Origin of the sequence: Pseudomonas sp. IC_126, assembly GCF_004331835.1 — a bacterium.
Classification (GTDB): domain Bacteria; phylum Pseudomonadota; class Gammaproteobacteria; order Pseudomonadales; family Pseudomonadaceae; genus Stutzerimonas.
In genome coordinates this window covers 1,019,320-1,034,666 of sequence record NZ_SJSS01000002.1, presented here as the reverse complement: position 1 = coordinate 1,034,666, position 15,347 = coordinate 1,019,320, and the positions used below count along the sequence as shown (strand labels likewise).

Genomic DNA, 15,347 nt, shown 5'->3' with positions numbered 1-15,347 from the left:
TCGAATGCCGGTCGTTGCCTGGTGGCTTTTTGTTTTGCCGTTTATCGCCGGGGCATTCTTGCCGCTGCAGGCAGGCATCAACGGACAAGTCGCCAAACACCTGAACAGCGTCATGGGCGCGGCGCTGCTGTCTTTTGCAATCGGCACCGTAGCGCTGATCTGCGTCGTTCTGATCCAGCGAGACGTGCCTTCGCTTCAAGCGCTGAAAAGCCTCAACTGGTGGCATTGGACCACCGGCTTGATGGGCTGCGTATTGATCGCCACGGCGGCTTTCGCCGGCCCGCGCATCGGCGCGCTGCTGCTCATGGCGCTGATACTGGCCGGGCAGCTGAGCATGGCGCTGCTGCTCGATCACTTCGGTTGGGCGGGATTCCGGCAATCCTCGATCAGCATCGGGAAGATTGCCGGCCTGCTGTTGATCGTCGCTGGCGTCTGGATGATCCGCCGCGGCTGACGCGACGGACCGCCGCTACTGGCGCTCGAAGGCGTAGAACAGGTTGGGTTCGCTGACGAGATACAGCTCGCCCTTGTTATCGAAAGTCATGCCCTCGGCCTGGGGCACGCTGTCTTTCAGCCCGGCAAAACCACTCCACAACGAGCGATAGCTGACCAGCTCACCGTCGCTGTCGAGCTCCAGCATCATCTTCGCTTCGTCGCTGAGCAGCACCAGATGCCCGGTGCGCTCGTCGAAGTGCACCGAGGACAAATCGCTGGCCATGTCCTTGTCTGCTATCCATTCCTTGCGGTCGATGATGTTCAGGTTCAACTGACCGTGCAGGCTGCTCTTGATGCCCTGGATTTCGTAGAGCTCGCGCTGCGAATGCTCCTTGACCACGAACAGCCGGTCACCGGCGCGATCATAGCCAAGCCCTTCGAAACCGGTATTGTCGCCCGAGCCCAGCCCCAACGAGATCGACGCATAGTCCGCGCGCTGCAGCGCGCCGGGGCGCTCGGGCACCGGCAGGATCACCAGCGTCTGGCTGCGCTCTTCGGCAACCGCCAGCAGATTGTCGCCCAGGTAGGTGATGCCCTCGACGTCGGTGAAACCCTTCAACGGATAGCGCGCAAGGAAGTTGCCATCGCGGTCCAGCGCGACCAGTTCCTCGGGGTTGTTGACCACCGCCCAGAGGTGATTGCGGCGCTCATCGAAGGTCAGTCCGGAGAGGTTGTCGTCGACCGAGGCTACCGGCAGCGCATCGACACGCACCTTGTATTCAGGCAACCACAGACTACGCGCTTCCCAGCTGTTCTCGTGCCAGGCCGACTTCAAGCCGTAGTAGAGCCGCTCATCCAGGTGAAAGGCCGTGGCGCAATAGAGCGAAGCGGCGGCCAGCATGCCTAGCGCCCAGACCCGAGGGCGCGCGCCCGGCAGCCACTGCGGTCGTACATTGGTAATGATCGGCATGTGATTTCTCGTCGGAGCAACGGCGAACAGCCTGCTCGGGAAAGATTGCAATTACGTGACACGCGCTAATAGGCAGCGGATCAACCCGGTACTGACCCATCAGCGAGCGGTGGGTTCAATCAGCCGCTGGGAACTGCCAGGCGGATTGATAGCCCAATGCCCCATGGAACGGCTGCGCTTGCAGCCGTAGATCGTACGGCAGGAGAGCAGCATGCGGGTGGAAAGCTTTTTCGAATGGTTGGGACAGGCACTCGGCACGGTGATTCGCTACATCGTCGATGCACTCAGCGGGATCTTCTACCTGTTCGCCGAGGCCGGGGCCAACTTCCTCGAGGGGCTTTCGAGAACGCTGGGCATGGACCGCTCGATAATCAGCCTGATTGCGCTGGCCATCGGCCTGTTGCTACTCGTTGGGGCATTCCGAGCCTTCTTCCGACGCTCGTTCATCGCCGGTGTGATTTACCTGTTTCTGGGCCTCTGGTTGTTGAGCTGGCTGATTCATTGATGGAGTAGACGCTGGAAGCTGGGAGAAAAAAAAACAGGGCGCTGCTTTCATCGTCAAGCTTCTAGCGTGCCTTTCGAACCTTGATCTTTTCGCCGGCAGCCCGCTCGCTGGCCGCCTTCGTCGTGCCGACGTATCATTTCGGGCTGTTCTGGAGCCCTTCATGTTGTTGACCGCCTGGCAGCACGCGCCCACCCATAAACGGGTATGGGCGCTGGCTGCACCGATGATTCTGTCCAATATTTCCGTGCCACTGGTGGCGCTGGTCGACAGCGCCGTGATCGGCCATCTGCCGCACGCGCATCAGCTTGCTTCGGTGGCGGTGGGCGGCAGTCTGTACACCCTGCTGGTGTGGGTGATGGGCTTTCTTCGCATGGGCACCACCGGTTTCGCCGCGCAGGCCGCCGGGCGTAAAGACGGCGGCGCGCTGCGCCAGATCCTCCTGCAGGGTTTGTTACTGGCGCTGGGCTTCGCGCTGCTATTGAGCGTGGTCGCCTTGCCGCTCAAAGGCTTCGCCCTGCAACTGATGCAACCCTCGGCCGAGCTCGACGCGCTCACCCAGCAGTATTTCTACACGCGGCTGTTCGGCTTGCCCGCCGCACTGGCGAGCCTGGCACTGATCGGCTGGTTCCTCGGCGCACAGAATGCCCGCGCGCCCTTGGCGATCCTGCTGACCACCAACCTCGTCAACGTCGCGCTGGACCTGTGGTTCGTCCTCGGCCTCGGCTGGGGCGTGGCCGGCGCGGCACGCGCCTCGGTGATCGCCGAATGGTGCGGCGTGCTGGTCGGCCTGGCGCTGACGCGCGGCGCCTTGCTGCGCCATCCGGGACAGCTGGACGGCAGCATCCTGCGCCGTTGGGCCAGCTGGCGGCCACTGATGTCGGTCAACCGCGACATCTTCGTGCGCTCGCTGGCGCTTCAGCTCGTATTCTTTCTGGTCACCGTGCAAGGGACGCGGCTGGGCGATGCCACGGTGGCGGCCAATGCGCTGCTGCTCAACGGTTTGATGCTCACCGCCCATGCGCTCGATGGTCTGGCGCACGCGGTCGAAGCACTCAGCGGCCACGCTATCGGCGCTCGGGATCGCACCGAGCTGCGCCGTATCCTGACCGTGGCCGGGGGATGGTCGCTGCTCGCCAGCCTCGTCTTCGGCCTGTTCTTCCTACTCGGCGGCGAGCTGTTCATCGGCTTTCAGACCGACATTCCGGCCGTCCGCGAAACGGCGCTCGCCTACCTGCCCTACCTCGCCGCGCTGCCGCTGGTGGCCGTCTGGAGTTATCTGCTGGATGGCCTGTTCATCGGCGCGACCCGCGCGCGGGAAATGCGCAATGCGATGCTGTTCGCCGTGGCGATTTCATTACCATTGGGCTTGCTGTTGCGCGGCATGGGCAATCATGGATTGTGGTTGGCCTTTCTCGCCTTCATGCTGGTGCGTGGCATTTGCCTGGGCAGCATCGCCCGACGCCTGCAACGTCAACAACAATGGTTCACCTCGATCCACATGGCGCCTGCTGCACCCGCCCCCACCACAGCAAACACAACCAAAGGACGCTGAAAATGGCCTACGCCGTCGCCGCTTACCTGCACTTCGTGGCGATCTTCCTGCTGTTTGCCCTGCTGGTACTCGAACACCAGCTGTTTCGCCTGCCGCTGAACTTCAAGCGCGCGCGCAGCCTGTTCCGCGTCGACTTGGCGTTCGGCATCGTCGCCGGCGTGGTACTGATCACCGGCGCCGCGCGTGCCATGCATTACGGCAAGGGCCTGGATTACTACCTCAACAACAGCTTCTTTCACGCCAAGATCGGGCTGTTCGTGGTGGTCGCGCTATTGTCGATCTACCCCACCGTGACCTTTCTCAAGTGGCGCCCCGCGCTGAAGGCCGGACAGATCCCATCGATCAGCCCAACCAAGGCACGCTGGGTCAAGCTGGTCATCCGCATCGAATTGCTCGCCCTGTTGCTCATTCCGCTGCTGGCGTCGCTGATGGCGAGGGGATTCGGGGTCAAGCCGATCTGATTGGCTCCCTCTGCGAAACGTTTGCGTGACGCTTCAGCGCTAACAAGCGGCATGAACGCTGAAATGTGTATCCTGCCGGCTGATGGTTCAGGTCGACCTAAAGAAAAATGAGCCGCACATGATCGAAGGGCATCCACAACAGCCGAAGCGCCGCGCCGAAATCCTGGTGGCGAGGTTGTCTCAGTACATCCGCGACGGGGTCCTGAAACGCGGCGAAAAACTTCCGCCGGAAGTCGAAATCGCCAGCAATGAAGGGTTCAGCCGCAGCGTCGTTCGTGAGGCCATCTTGCGGCTGCAGGCAGCGGGCCTTGTGGAAACGCGCCGCAGCGTAGGCACCTTCATCATCGACATGCCGCCACCCCAGGAACTGCGCCTCGGCCCGGAGAGCATCACCACGCTGGAAGAAGTGCTGCATCTGCTCGAGCTACGCATCAGCCTCGAAGTCGACACAGCCGCCATGGCCGCGCGCAATCGCACCGATGGCGAACTGGCGGACATCCAGCAAGCGCTGCAGGCAATGAAGGAGCCGGACCCCAGGAAACCCGGCATCGCCATTCACGCGGACTTCCAGTTCCACCTGCGCATCGCCAGAGCGTCCGGCAACCGCTACATGTTCGACATCATGAAGCACCTGGGTACCAAACTGATCCCGCGCACGCAGATGAACTCCGCCTATGTCTCGAACGAGGACCGCCTGGCCTATCTCGAGCAGGTCCACCACGAGCATGACAGCATCTTCGGCGCGATTGCCATGCAAAGCCCTGAATCGGCCCGCGCAGCCATGTATCTGCATCTGAACAACAGCCGCGAGCGGTTGCGTCGGGCGCATATGGCGAAGCTATCGCCCTACCACGCCGAGTAAACGCACCGATCGCTAATCTGGCCGCGCGCCCTCGTCGTTTCCCGCCAATCGGCGCAGCGCCAGCCCAGCCGCGCCCACCGTCAGGGCAATCGCGGCGTGCAACCAAAGCCCTTGCGAGTCTTCCGCCAGCCATAACAAGGGCAGCAGCAAAATGCACAACCCGAACAACAACGCGCCGAGTTGCCGGGCCTGCAAGGGATCAGCATGTGCCATCTCGGCTGGCTGCAGTGATAGGCACATGTTGCTGAACATCGCCCGCAACTGCCGCATTCGTCCAGGATTGCGTCGGGGCCGATAGAACACGCGGGTGCAAAAGAAGTAGCCGCTGGTGAGGGTCAGATGCGCCAGCACGGTCGCGGCGAACTTGAGATCGCCCGCCTCGCGCGGACTAAGCACCTCGCCACCTAGCCATTCCGGCAGCGTCACCGGGTTGAAACCCAGATACATGCTCGCCGATATCAGGCCGCCCACCGCCACTGTGCTCCAGCCGGCCCAGTCCGGCGTGCGGCGCACCAGCACCGCAAGCATCGCGGGAATGGACATCGGCAGCAGCAACATCGAGCTGATCATCAGAACGAGGTCGAAAAAATCAAACTCGGTCTGCTGCGCCATCCACCATGCCACTAGCGTCGCCAGGAAACCGTTTAGCAGCGTGAACAGGCGCCCGACCTTCATCAGCTGCGGCTCGGTGTGACCGGGACGCTGGTACACGTTGCGTATGAAGATGCCGGCGTTGCGATTGAGCGCGGCACTCATCGGCGCAATCGTCGCGGCCAGCATCGCGGCAAGCGTCAACCCGAGGGTTCCCGCCGGCATCGCCCGCTCCACGAAGTAAAGATAAGCCGCGTTGGTGGCCTGTTCGCCAAGCTGAGGATATTGGACGGCCAGATCCACATGCCAAGCCGCGGCGACCCAGGGCGGGATGAACCACAACACCGGGCCGATGACGAACAGCACCCCGGCCAGCAGCGCCGCTCTTTGCGCCTCGCGTTCATTACGCGTGACGAGGAAGCGATAACAGGTGATGGCGTTGTTGGTCGAGACGGTCTGCTGCATGAGAATCACCGCCATCCAGAACCCAAGGATGCCGACCATGCTCATGTCCCGGCCCAGCCAGAAATTCACCGGAAAGTCGCTGATTATTTCGGCCGGGCCTCCACTGGCGTAGAGCGCATAGCTGCCGGTGACCAGCGTGATGGCCAGTATCAGCACCAATTGGAGCACGTTCGTGGCACTGACCGTCCAGGCCCCGCCGCTGGCCGCGATGAAGGTGATCACCACGCCCGTACCCAGCAGGACCGGCACCATGTCGAAACCGGTCATGGCGGAGATGATGTAGGCCAGACCATTGAGCCAGATCGCCGCGGTCAAGGTGGAGAGTGGCAACTGCAGCCAGGTGAACAGGCGCTCCGTCGGCCTGCCGAAGCGCTGCGCAATGACCTGCATCGAAGTTTCGACCCGCAGCTTGCGATAACGCGCAGCGAAGAATCGACTCGCGATGAAGAAACCAAGGGCATTGCCCCAGAACAGCATCAACACCGCGAAGCCGTCGGCGTAAGCCTTGCCGGCGGCTCCGGTAAAGGTCCAGGCGCTGAACTGGGTCATGAATGCCGTGGCGCCGGCCATCCACCACGGCATGGAGCCTCCGCCGTTGATGAACTGACTGCTGTCGCTCGCCATGCGACGAAACCACTGGGCCGCGCCGATGATGAACAGCACGTATACCGCCAGTACCGCCTGGTCCAGTGAAGTCATCGCCAGCTCTTCGCCACGTCACAACGAATAAAAAAACCAACACCGGCAAACGAGGCCGATGTTGGTCAACGCAAAGCTTAGGAAGGCCGCTCAGCCAGTGGCGTCGGCACTATCCGTTCGACCGGCTCGACTTCGGCGCTACGCTTGAGCAGGTAGCCGACCAGCAGGATGGACAAGGCACAACCGGCGAACATCAGCCGTCCCCACAACGGGTTCGGTAACAGCACCATCAGCATCAGGCCGGCCCCCATCATCAGGCTGATCTGCCCAAGCTTGCTGCGCTGCAGGCGGTCGTAGATGTCTTGCTCGTTATCAGCGATCACCGGCGTTTCGACATCGCGGAAGAAGTGGGCGGTACGCTCGCCTTCTTCGTCGGCGGCAGTTTCCGGCTTGTAGAACAGGCTGGTGGCGCAGAAGAAGCCGCCGGTGAATATCAGGTGCGCCGCAACGGTGATGGTGGTGGTCAACTCGGACAATTCGCGACCGGTCAGGCTGACACCGAATACGCCGGCAAACCATTGCGCGGTGAATACAGTCATCACCAGCCAGGACACCAGCATGCCGAAGCAAACCGTGGCCCACGCCGCCCACTTGGGCGTGCGGCGGATGAACATGCCAAAGAACAGCGGCACCAGGATCGGCGATTGCAACAGCGTCGCGACACGCATCATCAGCTCGAACAGGCTGAGCCCCTTGAGTTGGGCGAACATCTGAGCGATCAGAATCACCAACACGCCGTTTACGATAGTCGCGACCTGACTGATGCGCAGCAGCTTGCCTTCGCTCAGCGGGTTGTTGCGGGCGACGACCGGCACCCAGAAGCTGCGAACGAAGATCCCCGCGTTACGGCACAGCGCCGAATCCATCGACGACATCGTCGCCGCGAACAAACCTGCCACCAGCAAACCGATGGTGCCGATCGGCATCAGGCGTTCGGCAAAGACCAGATACACCGCGTCACTGGCCTTGTTGCCGAGTTCGGCGTGCGCACTGAGGGCATCCGGATAAAGCACGGCGGTGGCCCAGGGCGGAATGAACCAGATCAGCGTGCCGCACACCATCAACACCAGGGCGAACAATGCGGCTTTGCGCGCATTGGCCGAGTCCTTCGCGTTCAGGAAACGATAGGAGTCCTGCATGTTGTTGATACTTTGCAGCTGCTTGACCAAAAAGAAGATGAACGAGCCAACCAGTAGCAGTCCGTAGTTCATGTCCGGCCCCATGAAGAAGTCGGACGGGAACTTGCTGACGATTTCACCCGGCCCGCCAACGGCAACCAGCGCCACGATGGCGCAAGCCACCGAGATCACCGCCACCACCAGCGTCTGGACGAAGTCACTGGCAACCACGCCCCAAGCTCCGCTGAGCAGCGAGACCAGTAATACCGAGATGCCGGTAATCCAAATGGTAGTGGTCATGTCGTAGCCGAACACGGCGCCGACGAAAATTGCTAAACCATTGAGCCAGACACCGCCGTTGAGCACGCTCAGCGGAATGATCGCCCAAGTGAAGAATTGCTCGTTGCCGCTGCCAAAACGGCGTCGAATGCCTTCGGTGGGCGTGTCGACACGCATTTGCCGGAAGCGATGGCTGAACCACCAGTAGGAAAAAATGTAAGCGAAGATATTGCCGAGAAATACAAAGGTAACGGCAAATCCATCGTTGAACGCCTTACCGGCAGCGCCGGTGAAAGTCCAGGCGGAAAACTGCGTCATAAACGCCGTGGCACCGACCATCCACCACAACATACGGCCACCGCCGCGAAAGTAATCACTGGTCGACTGATTCGCCATTTTGCGGAAGGCAATACTGATCAAGATCATCAGTATGAAATAGCCGGCCACTACCAGAATATCTATGTTCATTACGCTCTCTCGTATTGGGAGGCATCGACGTTGTACCGGGCCATATCAACAGGACGACCGGCTCGGCAACTCGGCGCTGCGCATGTCTGTTGATGGCTAGTCGAACTTGTAATGCACACCCACGCGCAAGCGCAGTTGCCTTTCATCGTCAGTCGAATTGACCTTGACGTCACCGATTTCAAAGAACGGTTGCCAGTTCTTGTCCCAACGGTATTTGAAGGCGAAATTATTTTCGTAATCGTATTTCTCGTTATCGAAGCGGATATAGTCGGTTTTCATGTAGACGAAGTTGTATTCGTACGTCCAGTTGCCGCCCGGCATGTAGGTAAGCCAGCCATCGAACCGATTGATGTGCTGATTCTGCCGCGCCCTGTCCGGTATCGTTTCGTCGACTTTGTCGCGGTCCAGCTTGCGCGCCTCGTAGCGATAGCGACCGGCGAGATTGAACTGCTCGTTCAGACGGTGATCGACACGCAGGCCGCCGCTATATGTCATGGATTCTTCGACGCTGTCCAGCCGTAAGAAAGGCGTCAGCGTCCATTTCGGCGAGAGTGCGTGGCGGTAGTCGATGACCAGTTCATGGCCACTACCAACCGTGTTGTCGAACGCCACATCCTTGCGCGAACCCGCGGTTTTGTATTTGAGTTCGCCATGAAAACCGAGGCCGTTTTCAAGGCGCTTGCCGATCAGCAGTCGATCTGAATGCAGACGACTATCGTCCAGATACTGGTGCCGGTAATTAATATAACCGTCGGCGAATGCGACACTGCCAAACGATGAAAGCACGGCAGTCGCCGCCATGGTCATGACACAGATTTTATTTTTCATGGATTTTATTCTTATTAGTTGAGATTAAAAGTTCGCGAGAAGGGATGTCCCAGTCTCGGCGCCCTTAACCAACTCACCTTATTTTTGCAGTTACGCTTTTTTCAGGCGAAAGAAAACCATCACCGCGCAGAGCGAATTTCAAATACAGCAAAGGTTTATTAAGGGCGTTACAACGGAACCAAGCCGTTCAGCCTGACGATCCAGGCGGGGATCGCCCGCAATAATCATCGGAGCGCCATATGCATCCCGTGGTAACGGGCGTGCAGCTTGGTAGTGCTGGCCAGGCCGTCAGGCCCGGCAACAGTGGGGGATTACTGGAACGCTTCATGGGTCAGCCTTTTTGTATTTATTCAGACTTGAAGCTGGGTCTCTCGGGATTTCAGTGGCGACTCAGCGTATTGGTCTCGATGTAAGCGAAGTTGATGTCTTCACCCAATCCAGGCCTCTGCGGCAAATGCACGAACCCTTCATCGTCCATCGGATCGACGATGCTGTTGAGATAGGCTGGTACGTCGTCGTACTCCAAGAACGGATGCAGCAAACCGCGTTCGTACCACCCGCAGTTCTTGATTGCACCCACGACGGCAAGATTGGGCGCTCCGTTTCCGTGGATTTCGCAATCGAGACCGAAGGATTCCGCCAAGTGCGCCACCTTCATGACCGGCCCGATACCGCCAACCCCTGCCACACCCGCTCGCAGGATGTCGCAAGACTTTCCACTGACCCAACCGGCACGGCTGTGGTATTTGCCGCCCAGACTTTCAGGACCAAGCACCGGAATGCTGAGGTTCGCCGCGAGCCAGGCGTAAGACTCGGCCGACTCCTCCATCATCGGCTCCTCGAACCACGCAAAGCCGAGCTTCTGGATTTCCTGGCCGATATAGAGCGCATCGGTCCGGCTGTACCAGTGGTAGCCATCGAGCATCAGCGCAATATCCGGCCCAACGGCTTCACGCACCGCAGCGCAAGCCCTGACGTCCATTTTGGGGTCGGGCGCGAAGGAAATAGGCGGCATCCAAGTGTGCAATTTGATGCCCTTGTATCCACGACTGACCAGCTTTTCGGCGAACTGACCGTATTCGTCCGGAGTGGACAAACCACCCGGCGTGTCGTCCCCACACATGGTCGAACCGTACGCCCTCACCTTGTCGCGATAGCCGCCCAACAGTTTGTAGACCGGCACCTCGAATCTGCGCCCAGCCCAATCCCAGAGTGCCTGCTCGACCAGCGCCAGACTGCGATCGGTCAGTTGTCCGCCGCTTCCGCGCTGCCAATGCGCGAGATCCTGCCAGATACGCTCGCGGTCCAGGACGTTCTGTCCGACAAGTACCTTGCGCACGTAGCTTTCGATGATATGTGCACGAAGCAATTCCGGCGCACCGAAGGCGTAGCCTTCACAGCCATCTTCGGTAGCGATCCGCAGTAACGCCATGCGCGCCTGGACTTCTTCACCTGGGTGGGAGTGACCGGCGCTGTCGACGGCTCGGCGTGTGGGATGGGAAAACATTTCGACACTGACACGGGTGATTTTCATAGCAGCGAGACTGTCCTGGGCATTGTTCTTCTGATTTGCACGCTCTGTATGTCGTCGTACTAATGGAGAGTATTTTCCGCTAAAACTGCTTTGTCAACACAGAGGTATGACGACTTTATTAGCCCGCCGCTGCCAACACGACGGAGAACCATAATGTAAATACTTGTTTTATAAGAAAAATATAGCGAGATAGCAAAAGGAGAAGATGCGTCTCGACCGTTAGTCAGACAACTACGAAGAGCACCTCATCGTACAAACGGTCGCTCACAGTGCATATCGAGACACCCACATAGAGGACGCAGTGCGCGGTCATCAGCTGGGCAGAAGAGGTCATGGGCAGGATTCCGCCCCGTTCTCACCGGGGCGCTGCCCAGCCGAAGAGGCGGAAGGAGTTGTTATCAAACCTGAATGGCGATACCCCGGCATCAATACCGGGGCGCCCCGCTATCGCCAGATGTCGTTGTGGATTTTCGCCTTCAACTCAGGGTAATCCTTGACCCTGAACGTCGGCACCACACCTTCCTTGATCTGCGCCATGTAGTCCTTGGTCAGTTTCACCACCGTGCCGGAGAGCAGCATGATCGCGATCAGGTTGATCGTCGCCATCAGCCCCATGGATGCGTCCGCGGCGTTGAACACCGTGGCCACGGCCTCATAGGCGCCCCAGACCACCATCGCCAACGCCGCCAGGCGTAGCAGCGTCAGGCCGAGCTTGTTGCCTGCGCCGAGGAAGATCAGCGCATTCTCCGCGTAGGAATAGTTGGCGACGATCGAGGTAAAGGCGAAAAACAGAATGGCGATGGCAACGAAATAGCTCCCCGCCACCCCAATATGGCTTTCCATCGCCTGCTGCGTCAGCTGCGTCCCGGTCACGCCCGAACCCGGCTCCAGCACACCCGACAGCAGAATCATCACGGCTGTCGCAGTGCAGATAACAATGGTGTCGATGAACACACCCATAGCTTGCACCAGCCCCTGCGACGACGGATGATGCGGAGCTGGCGTCGCAGTCGCCGCCACGTTGGGTGCCGAGCCCATGCCCGCCTCGTTGGAAAACAACCCGCGCTTGATACCGTTGAGCATTGCGGCGGTGACCGAACCGGCAGCGCCGCCCGCTGCCTCCTCCAGGCCAAAGGCGCTACGGACGATAGTCATCAGCACCCCGGGTACCTCGCTGATATTGATCACCACCACGATCAGCGCCATGAGCACATAAAGCCCCGCCATTAACGGCACCACAAGCTCGGCGAAGCGCGCAATGGAACGTAGCCCGCCGAAGATCACCAACCCGGCGAGGATGGCGATGGCGACCCCTACAGCCAGCTTCGGAAAGCCGAACGCTCCCTCCATCGCATCAGCAATCGAGTTGGCCTGGACGGCATTGAATACCAGCCCGAACGAGATGATCAGCGCAACGGAGAACACACCGCCGGCCCAGGGTGCGTTCAAGCCCTTGGCGATGTAGAACGCCGGCCCACCTCGATACTGGCCGTGGCCATCGCGTACTTTGTAAAGCTGGGCGAGCGAACTCTCGGCATAGCCAGTCGCCATGCCAACCAGCGCCACCATCCACATCCAGAAAATCGCCCCGGCACCACCGAGATAGAGCGCCACCGCCACCCCCGCCAGGTTCCCGGTGCCGACCCGCGAAGCGAGGCTGGTACACAGCGCCTGAAACGGCGATATGCCTGAAGAGTCGCTCTGCCGCGCCCCTCTGATGGCGCGCACCATCTCACCGAAATGCACGAACTGTAGGAATCCCAGGCGGATGGTGAAGAACACCCCGACCGCGAGCAGACCGTAAATAAGGATGTAACCCCAGAAGATTGAGTTGAGAAAGTCAATGATCGCGGTCATGTAGGCGCCTTATCGTAAGGGGACGGAAGGATACGGTTAACTCTAGCCGCTGAGCCGGAGCGCACCAGCTAGAGCGGGCTCGCGATCGATAACCGGATGACGATACCCCCGCAGCCATACAGCGCGCGGCAAAGACGCAAGGTCGGAACCGGCTCGGCCAAAAGGGTTCAATCGAAACCGCCAGCTCTGTCGATCAAGGCTCTGGTTCGGCTCGCCCCTTACGCCGGCAGGCGTTATACGCACCTTGGGCCCAGCAAAAGTCACTGAATCAGAACCGAACCCTCGGCGTTCGAGCCCTTCTAAGCAGGCATCGACTCGAGGAGGTTCCCATGACCAAGCTACTGCTCGCCGCCTGCGGCCTCGCACTTTGTGCGCCTGTCACATTCGCCGAGACGCCGAAACCGGAGATCATCGCCCACCTGAACGGCCTGAAGATCGACGTCAGCCCCATGGGCGTGCCCACGCAAGCGGAGGGCGTCGAAGGCGAACTGCTGGGCGTACGCGCCGTGAAAGTGTTCAACCATACCGGCGAGCAAGTGACCTGCGAGTTCCACGTACCGGACGACGCGCGCTCGGACACCTCGGCGCCACCGGTTTTCACCGTCTCGCCCAATAGCCAGGCCGTGGAGCGCGTTCCGGGCGAATATTCATTGGGCGAACCCTACGCCGAGATCACCTGTCGCTCCGCAGTGCGCAGCCCCGCCCAATAAATAACCGCGCGCAAGCAGGCTCCAAGAAGTAACCGCCGTGGCACCCGACGACAAAACGGAAGCCATTGGCGGTGCGAACCGGTGTTGTCTGCTGGCTTCGACCGTGCGCGAGATCGGGGACGACTTGGCCTTCGGCCCAGCGGATCGGAGTGAACTATACGCTGGCGGTACGTTCCCCTTTTATACACAGTCAGAGCGAGCCCGGCGGGCCAACGCATCCGCACCGAGTCAGGCCAGGGTCGCCCAGCGAAGAGGAGTCCGCCGTGACCGCTACCACCCAGCGCACCTACCGAAGCAGGCCAAACCCGTTACACGCGACCTTGCTTGCCGGAACCGTCCCCCTCTTTCTCGGCGCCCTGCTGAGTGACATCGCCTACTTTCGCAGCTATCAGATCCAGTGGAGCAACTTCGCCTCCTGGCTGATTGCCGGGGGCCTGGTTTTCTGCGGCCTGGCGCTTCTGTTCGCACTGGTCAATCTGATACGAGCCCATCACAAGAAGGGGCGGCCGCTGGTGTACTTCCTGTTGCTGCTGGCGACCTGGGTGCTGGGCTTCATCAATGCCTTGGAGCATGCCAAGGACGCCTGGGCTGCCATGCCCATCGGCCTGGTTCTCTCTGTGATTGTCACCGTGCTGGCCTGCATTGCGACCTGGATCGGCCTAACCAACCTGCGCGCCGGAGGTGCACGATGAAACATCCGAACGCACTGACCGCGTTGTCGCTGGCCGTACTGCTCGCCGGTTGCGGCATTGGCGGCGAGGATACAGCCCAAGAGTACGGCGCCACCCCGAAACTGCCCGAACCCGAGCGGGGAATCTTGCCCAGCATGAAGATCGCCGAGCCCACGCCGTGGGGCGATCAGGTGCCGACGGTGCCGCAGAACTTCACCGTCACGGCCATCGCTACCGATCTGAAGATCCCGCGCCAGACCCTCGTGCTGCCTAACGGCGACATCCTCGTGGCCGAAGGTCGGGGCGGCAACGCGCCGAAGCTGAAGCCCAAGGATGTGATCGCCGGCTACATCAAGGCGCAGGGCAATACCTCGGTCGAAAGCGGTAATCGTCTGACCTTGCTACGCGATGCCGATGGCGACGGCACCTATGAGCTCCAGACCGTGTTCGCCGAAGATCTCAACGCGCCGTACGGGCTGGCGTTCCACGACGGCACTCTGTACGTGGCCAACCAGGACGCGCTAGTACGCTTCGATTATCAGGAAGGCCAGACCGAAGCCAGTGGTCCGCCAACCAAGGTCGTGGACCTCCCCTCCGAGATTAACCACCACTGGACGAAGGCGCTCACCATCAGCCCCGACGGCCGTTTCCTTTATGTAGGCATCGGCTCCAACAGCAATATCACCGAGCGCGGGATGGAAGCCGAAGTCGACCGCGCCCTGGTCTGGCAGATCAACGCCGAGACAGGCGCATACAAACCCTACGCGACCGGCCTGCGCAATCCCACCGCATTGGCGATCCAGCCAGGTTCCGGGCAATTGTGGGCGGTGGTGAACGAGCGCGACGAACTCGGCGAGGATCTGGTACCGGATTACCTGACCTCAGTGCAAGAAGGCGGCTTCTACGGCTGGCCTTACAGCTACTGGGGCCAGAACGTCGATGATCGCGTGCGACCGCAGGACCCGGAAAAGGTCGCCGCCACGATCACGCCCGACTACGCCCTGGGCTCCCACGTCGCGGCGCTCGGCCTGGACTTCTCCGAAGCGTCGATGGGCGAGCAGTTCGCCGATGGCGTGTTCGTTGGTGAGCACGGCAGCTGGAACCGCAAGAATCCGGTCGGCTACAAAGTCATCTTTGTGCCATTCAGCAACGGCCGCCCCTCGGGTCCGCCAGTCGACTTCGTGACAGGCTTCCGCACGGAAGATGGTAAGACCCGCGGTCGACCCGTCGGTGTGACCGTCGATCCCAGCGGCGCGCTGATCGTTGCTGACGATTTGGCCAACATAGTGTGGCGGGTTACCCGCAGTCAGTGAGCCGTGCTGATCCACTCGCTGAAGGCCCA

Annotated in this window: 14 protein-coding genes; 8 read left to right on the top strand and 6 right to left on the bottom strand. The window is 60.6% G+C overall.

What is annotated here, in order from left to right; genetic code table 11:
• Positions 1 to 4: 4 nt before the first annotated feature.
• Positions 5 to 454 (top strand): DMT family transporter, encoded by a 450-nt coding sequence (locus E0D86_RS10080; RefSeq protein ID WP_131649857.1) that lies wholly within the window; start codon positions 5 to 7, stop codon positions 452 to 454.
• Between the two features lie 15 nt (positions 455 to 469).
• On the opposite strand, the gene E0D86_RS10075 is transcribed toward E0D86_RS10080, so the two are convergent.
• On the bottom strand, positions 470 to 1,405 hold the full coding sequence (locus tag E0D86_RS10075) for an SdiA-regulated domain-containing protein (RefSeq protein WP_131649856.1): 936 nt from the start codon (positions 1,403 to 1,405) through the stop codon (positions 470 to 472).
• A gap of 211 nt (positions 1,406 to 1,616) precedes the next feature.
• Here E0D86_RS10075 and E0D86_RS10070 point away from each other — a divergent pair, with 211 nt between their 5' ends.
• The 4 genes from E0D86_RS10070 to E0D86_RS10055 all read left to right on the top strand — a co-directional run bounded on the left by E0D86_RS10070 (position 1,617) and on the right by E0D86_RS10055 (position 4,785).
• Positions 1,617 to 1,910 carry a hypothetical protein gene (locus tag E0D86_RS10070; RefSeq protein ID WP_131649855.1) on the top strand — a complete coding sequence of 98 codons (294 nt, stop codon included), beginning with the start codon at positions 1,617 to 1,619 and terminating at the stop codon, positions 1,908 to 1,910.
• 160 nt (positions 1,911 to 2,070) lie between these two features.
• The gene (locus E0D86_RS10065) at positions 2,071 to 3,462 is read left to right on the top strand and encodes an MATE family efflux transporter (RefSeq protein WP_131649854.1); all 1,392 of its coding nucleotides are present in this window, start codon (positions 2,071 to 2,073) and stop codon (positions 3,460 to 3,462) included.
• Between the two features lie 2 nt (positions 3,463 to 3,464).
• Positions 3,465 to 3,923, top strand: a complete 459-nt coding sequence (locus E0D86_RS10060) for a DUF2214 family protein (RefSeq protein WP_131649853.1) — start codon at positions 3,465 to 3,467, stop codon at positions 3,921 to 3,923.
• Positions 3,924 to 4,041: 118 nt separating this feature from the next.
• A complete protein-coding gene (locus E0D86_RS10055; protein ID WP_131649852.1) occupies positions 4,042 to 4,785 on the top strand; it encodes a FadR/GntR family transcriptional regulator in 744 nt (247 codons plus the stop codon).
• A 12-nt stretch (positions 4,786 to 4,797) separates the two neighbouring features.
• Here the strand turns inward: E0D86_RS10055 and E0D86_RS10050 are convergent, their stop codons facing one another.
• From E0D86_RS10050 to E0D86_RS10030, 5 genes are all read right to left on the bottom strand, one after another.
• Complete coding sequence (locus tag E0D86_RS10050; protein ID WP_131649851.1) at positions 4,798 to 6,540, bottom strand: transporter; 1,743 nt, start codon at positions 6,538 to 6,540, stop codon at positions 4,798 to 4,800.
• A 77-nt stretch (positions 6,541 to 6,617) separates the two neighbouring features.
• Positions 6,618 to 8,405 (bottom strand): sodium:solute symporter family protein, encoded by a 1,788-nt coding sequence (locus tag E0D86_RS10045; protein ID WP_131649850.1) that lies wholly within the window; start codon positions 8,403 to 8,405, stop codon positions 6,618 to 6,620.
• Between the two features lie 96 nt (positions 8,406 to 8,501).
• Complete coding sequence (locus tag E0D86_RS10040; RefSeq protein ID WP_131649849.1) at positions 8,502 to 9,233, bottom strand: oligogalacturonate-specific porin KdgM family protein; 732 nt, start codon at positions 9,231 to 9,233, stop codon at positions 8,502 to 8,504.
• 379 nt (positions 9,234 to 9,612) lie between these two features.
• Positions 9,613 to 10,767 (bottom strand): mandelate racemase family protein, encoded by a 1,155-nt coding sequence (locus E0D86_RS10035; protein ID WP_131649848.1) that lies wholly within the window; start codon positions 10,765 to 10,767, stop codon positions 9,613 to 9,615.
• Positions 10,768 to 11,211: 444 nt separating this feature from the next.
• Positions 11,212 to 12,624: a sodium:alanine symporter family protein gene (locus tag E0D86_RS10030; RefSeq protein ID WP_131649847.1), complete on the bottom strand. Its 1,413-nt coding sequence runs from the start codon at positions 12,622 to 12,624 to the stop codon at positions 11,212 to 11,214.
• A 329-nt stretch (positions 12,625 to 12,953) separates the two neighbouring features.
• On the opposite strand from E0D86_RS10030, the gene E0D86_RS10025 reads away from it, so the two are divergent.
• From E0D86_RS10025 to E0D86_RS10015, 3 genes are all read left to right on the top strand, one after another.
• Positions 12,954 to 13,334, top strand: coding sequence for a hypothetical protein (locus tag E0D86_RS10025; protein WP_131649846.1), 381 nt, complete (start codon positions 12,954 to 12,956; stop codon positions 13,332 to 13,334).
• 263 nt (positions 13,335 to 13,597) lie between these two features.
• Positions 13,598 to 14,026: a DUF2231 domain-containing protein gene (locus E0D86_RS10020; protein ID WP_131649845.1), complete on the top strand. Its 429-nt coding sequence runs from the start codon at positions 13,598 to 13,600 to the stop codon at positions 14,024 to 14,026.
• Positions 14,023 to 15,318 carry a sorbosone dehydrogenase family protein gene (locus tag E0D86_RS10015; protein WP_131649844.1) on the top strand — a complete coding sequence of 432 codons (1,296 nt, stop codon included), beginning with the start codon at positions 14,023 to 14,025 and terminating at the stop codon, positions 15,316 to 15,318. Before E0D86_RS10020 ends, E0D86_RS10015 begins: the two co-directional genes overlap by 4 nt.
• Positions 15,319 to 15,347 lie beyond the last annotated feature (29 nt).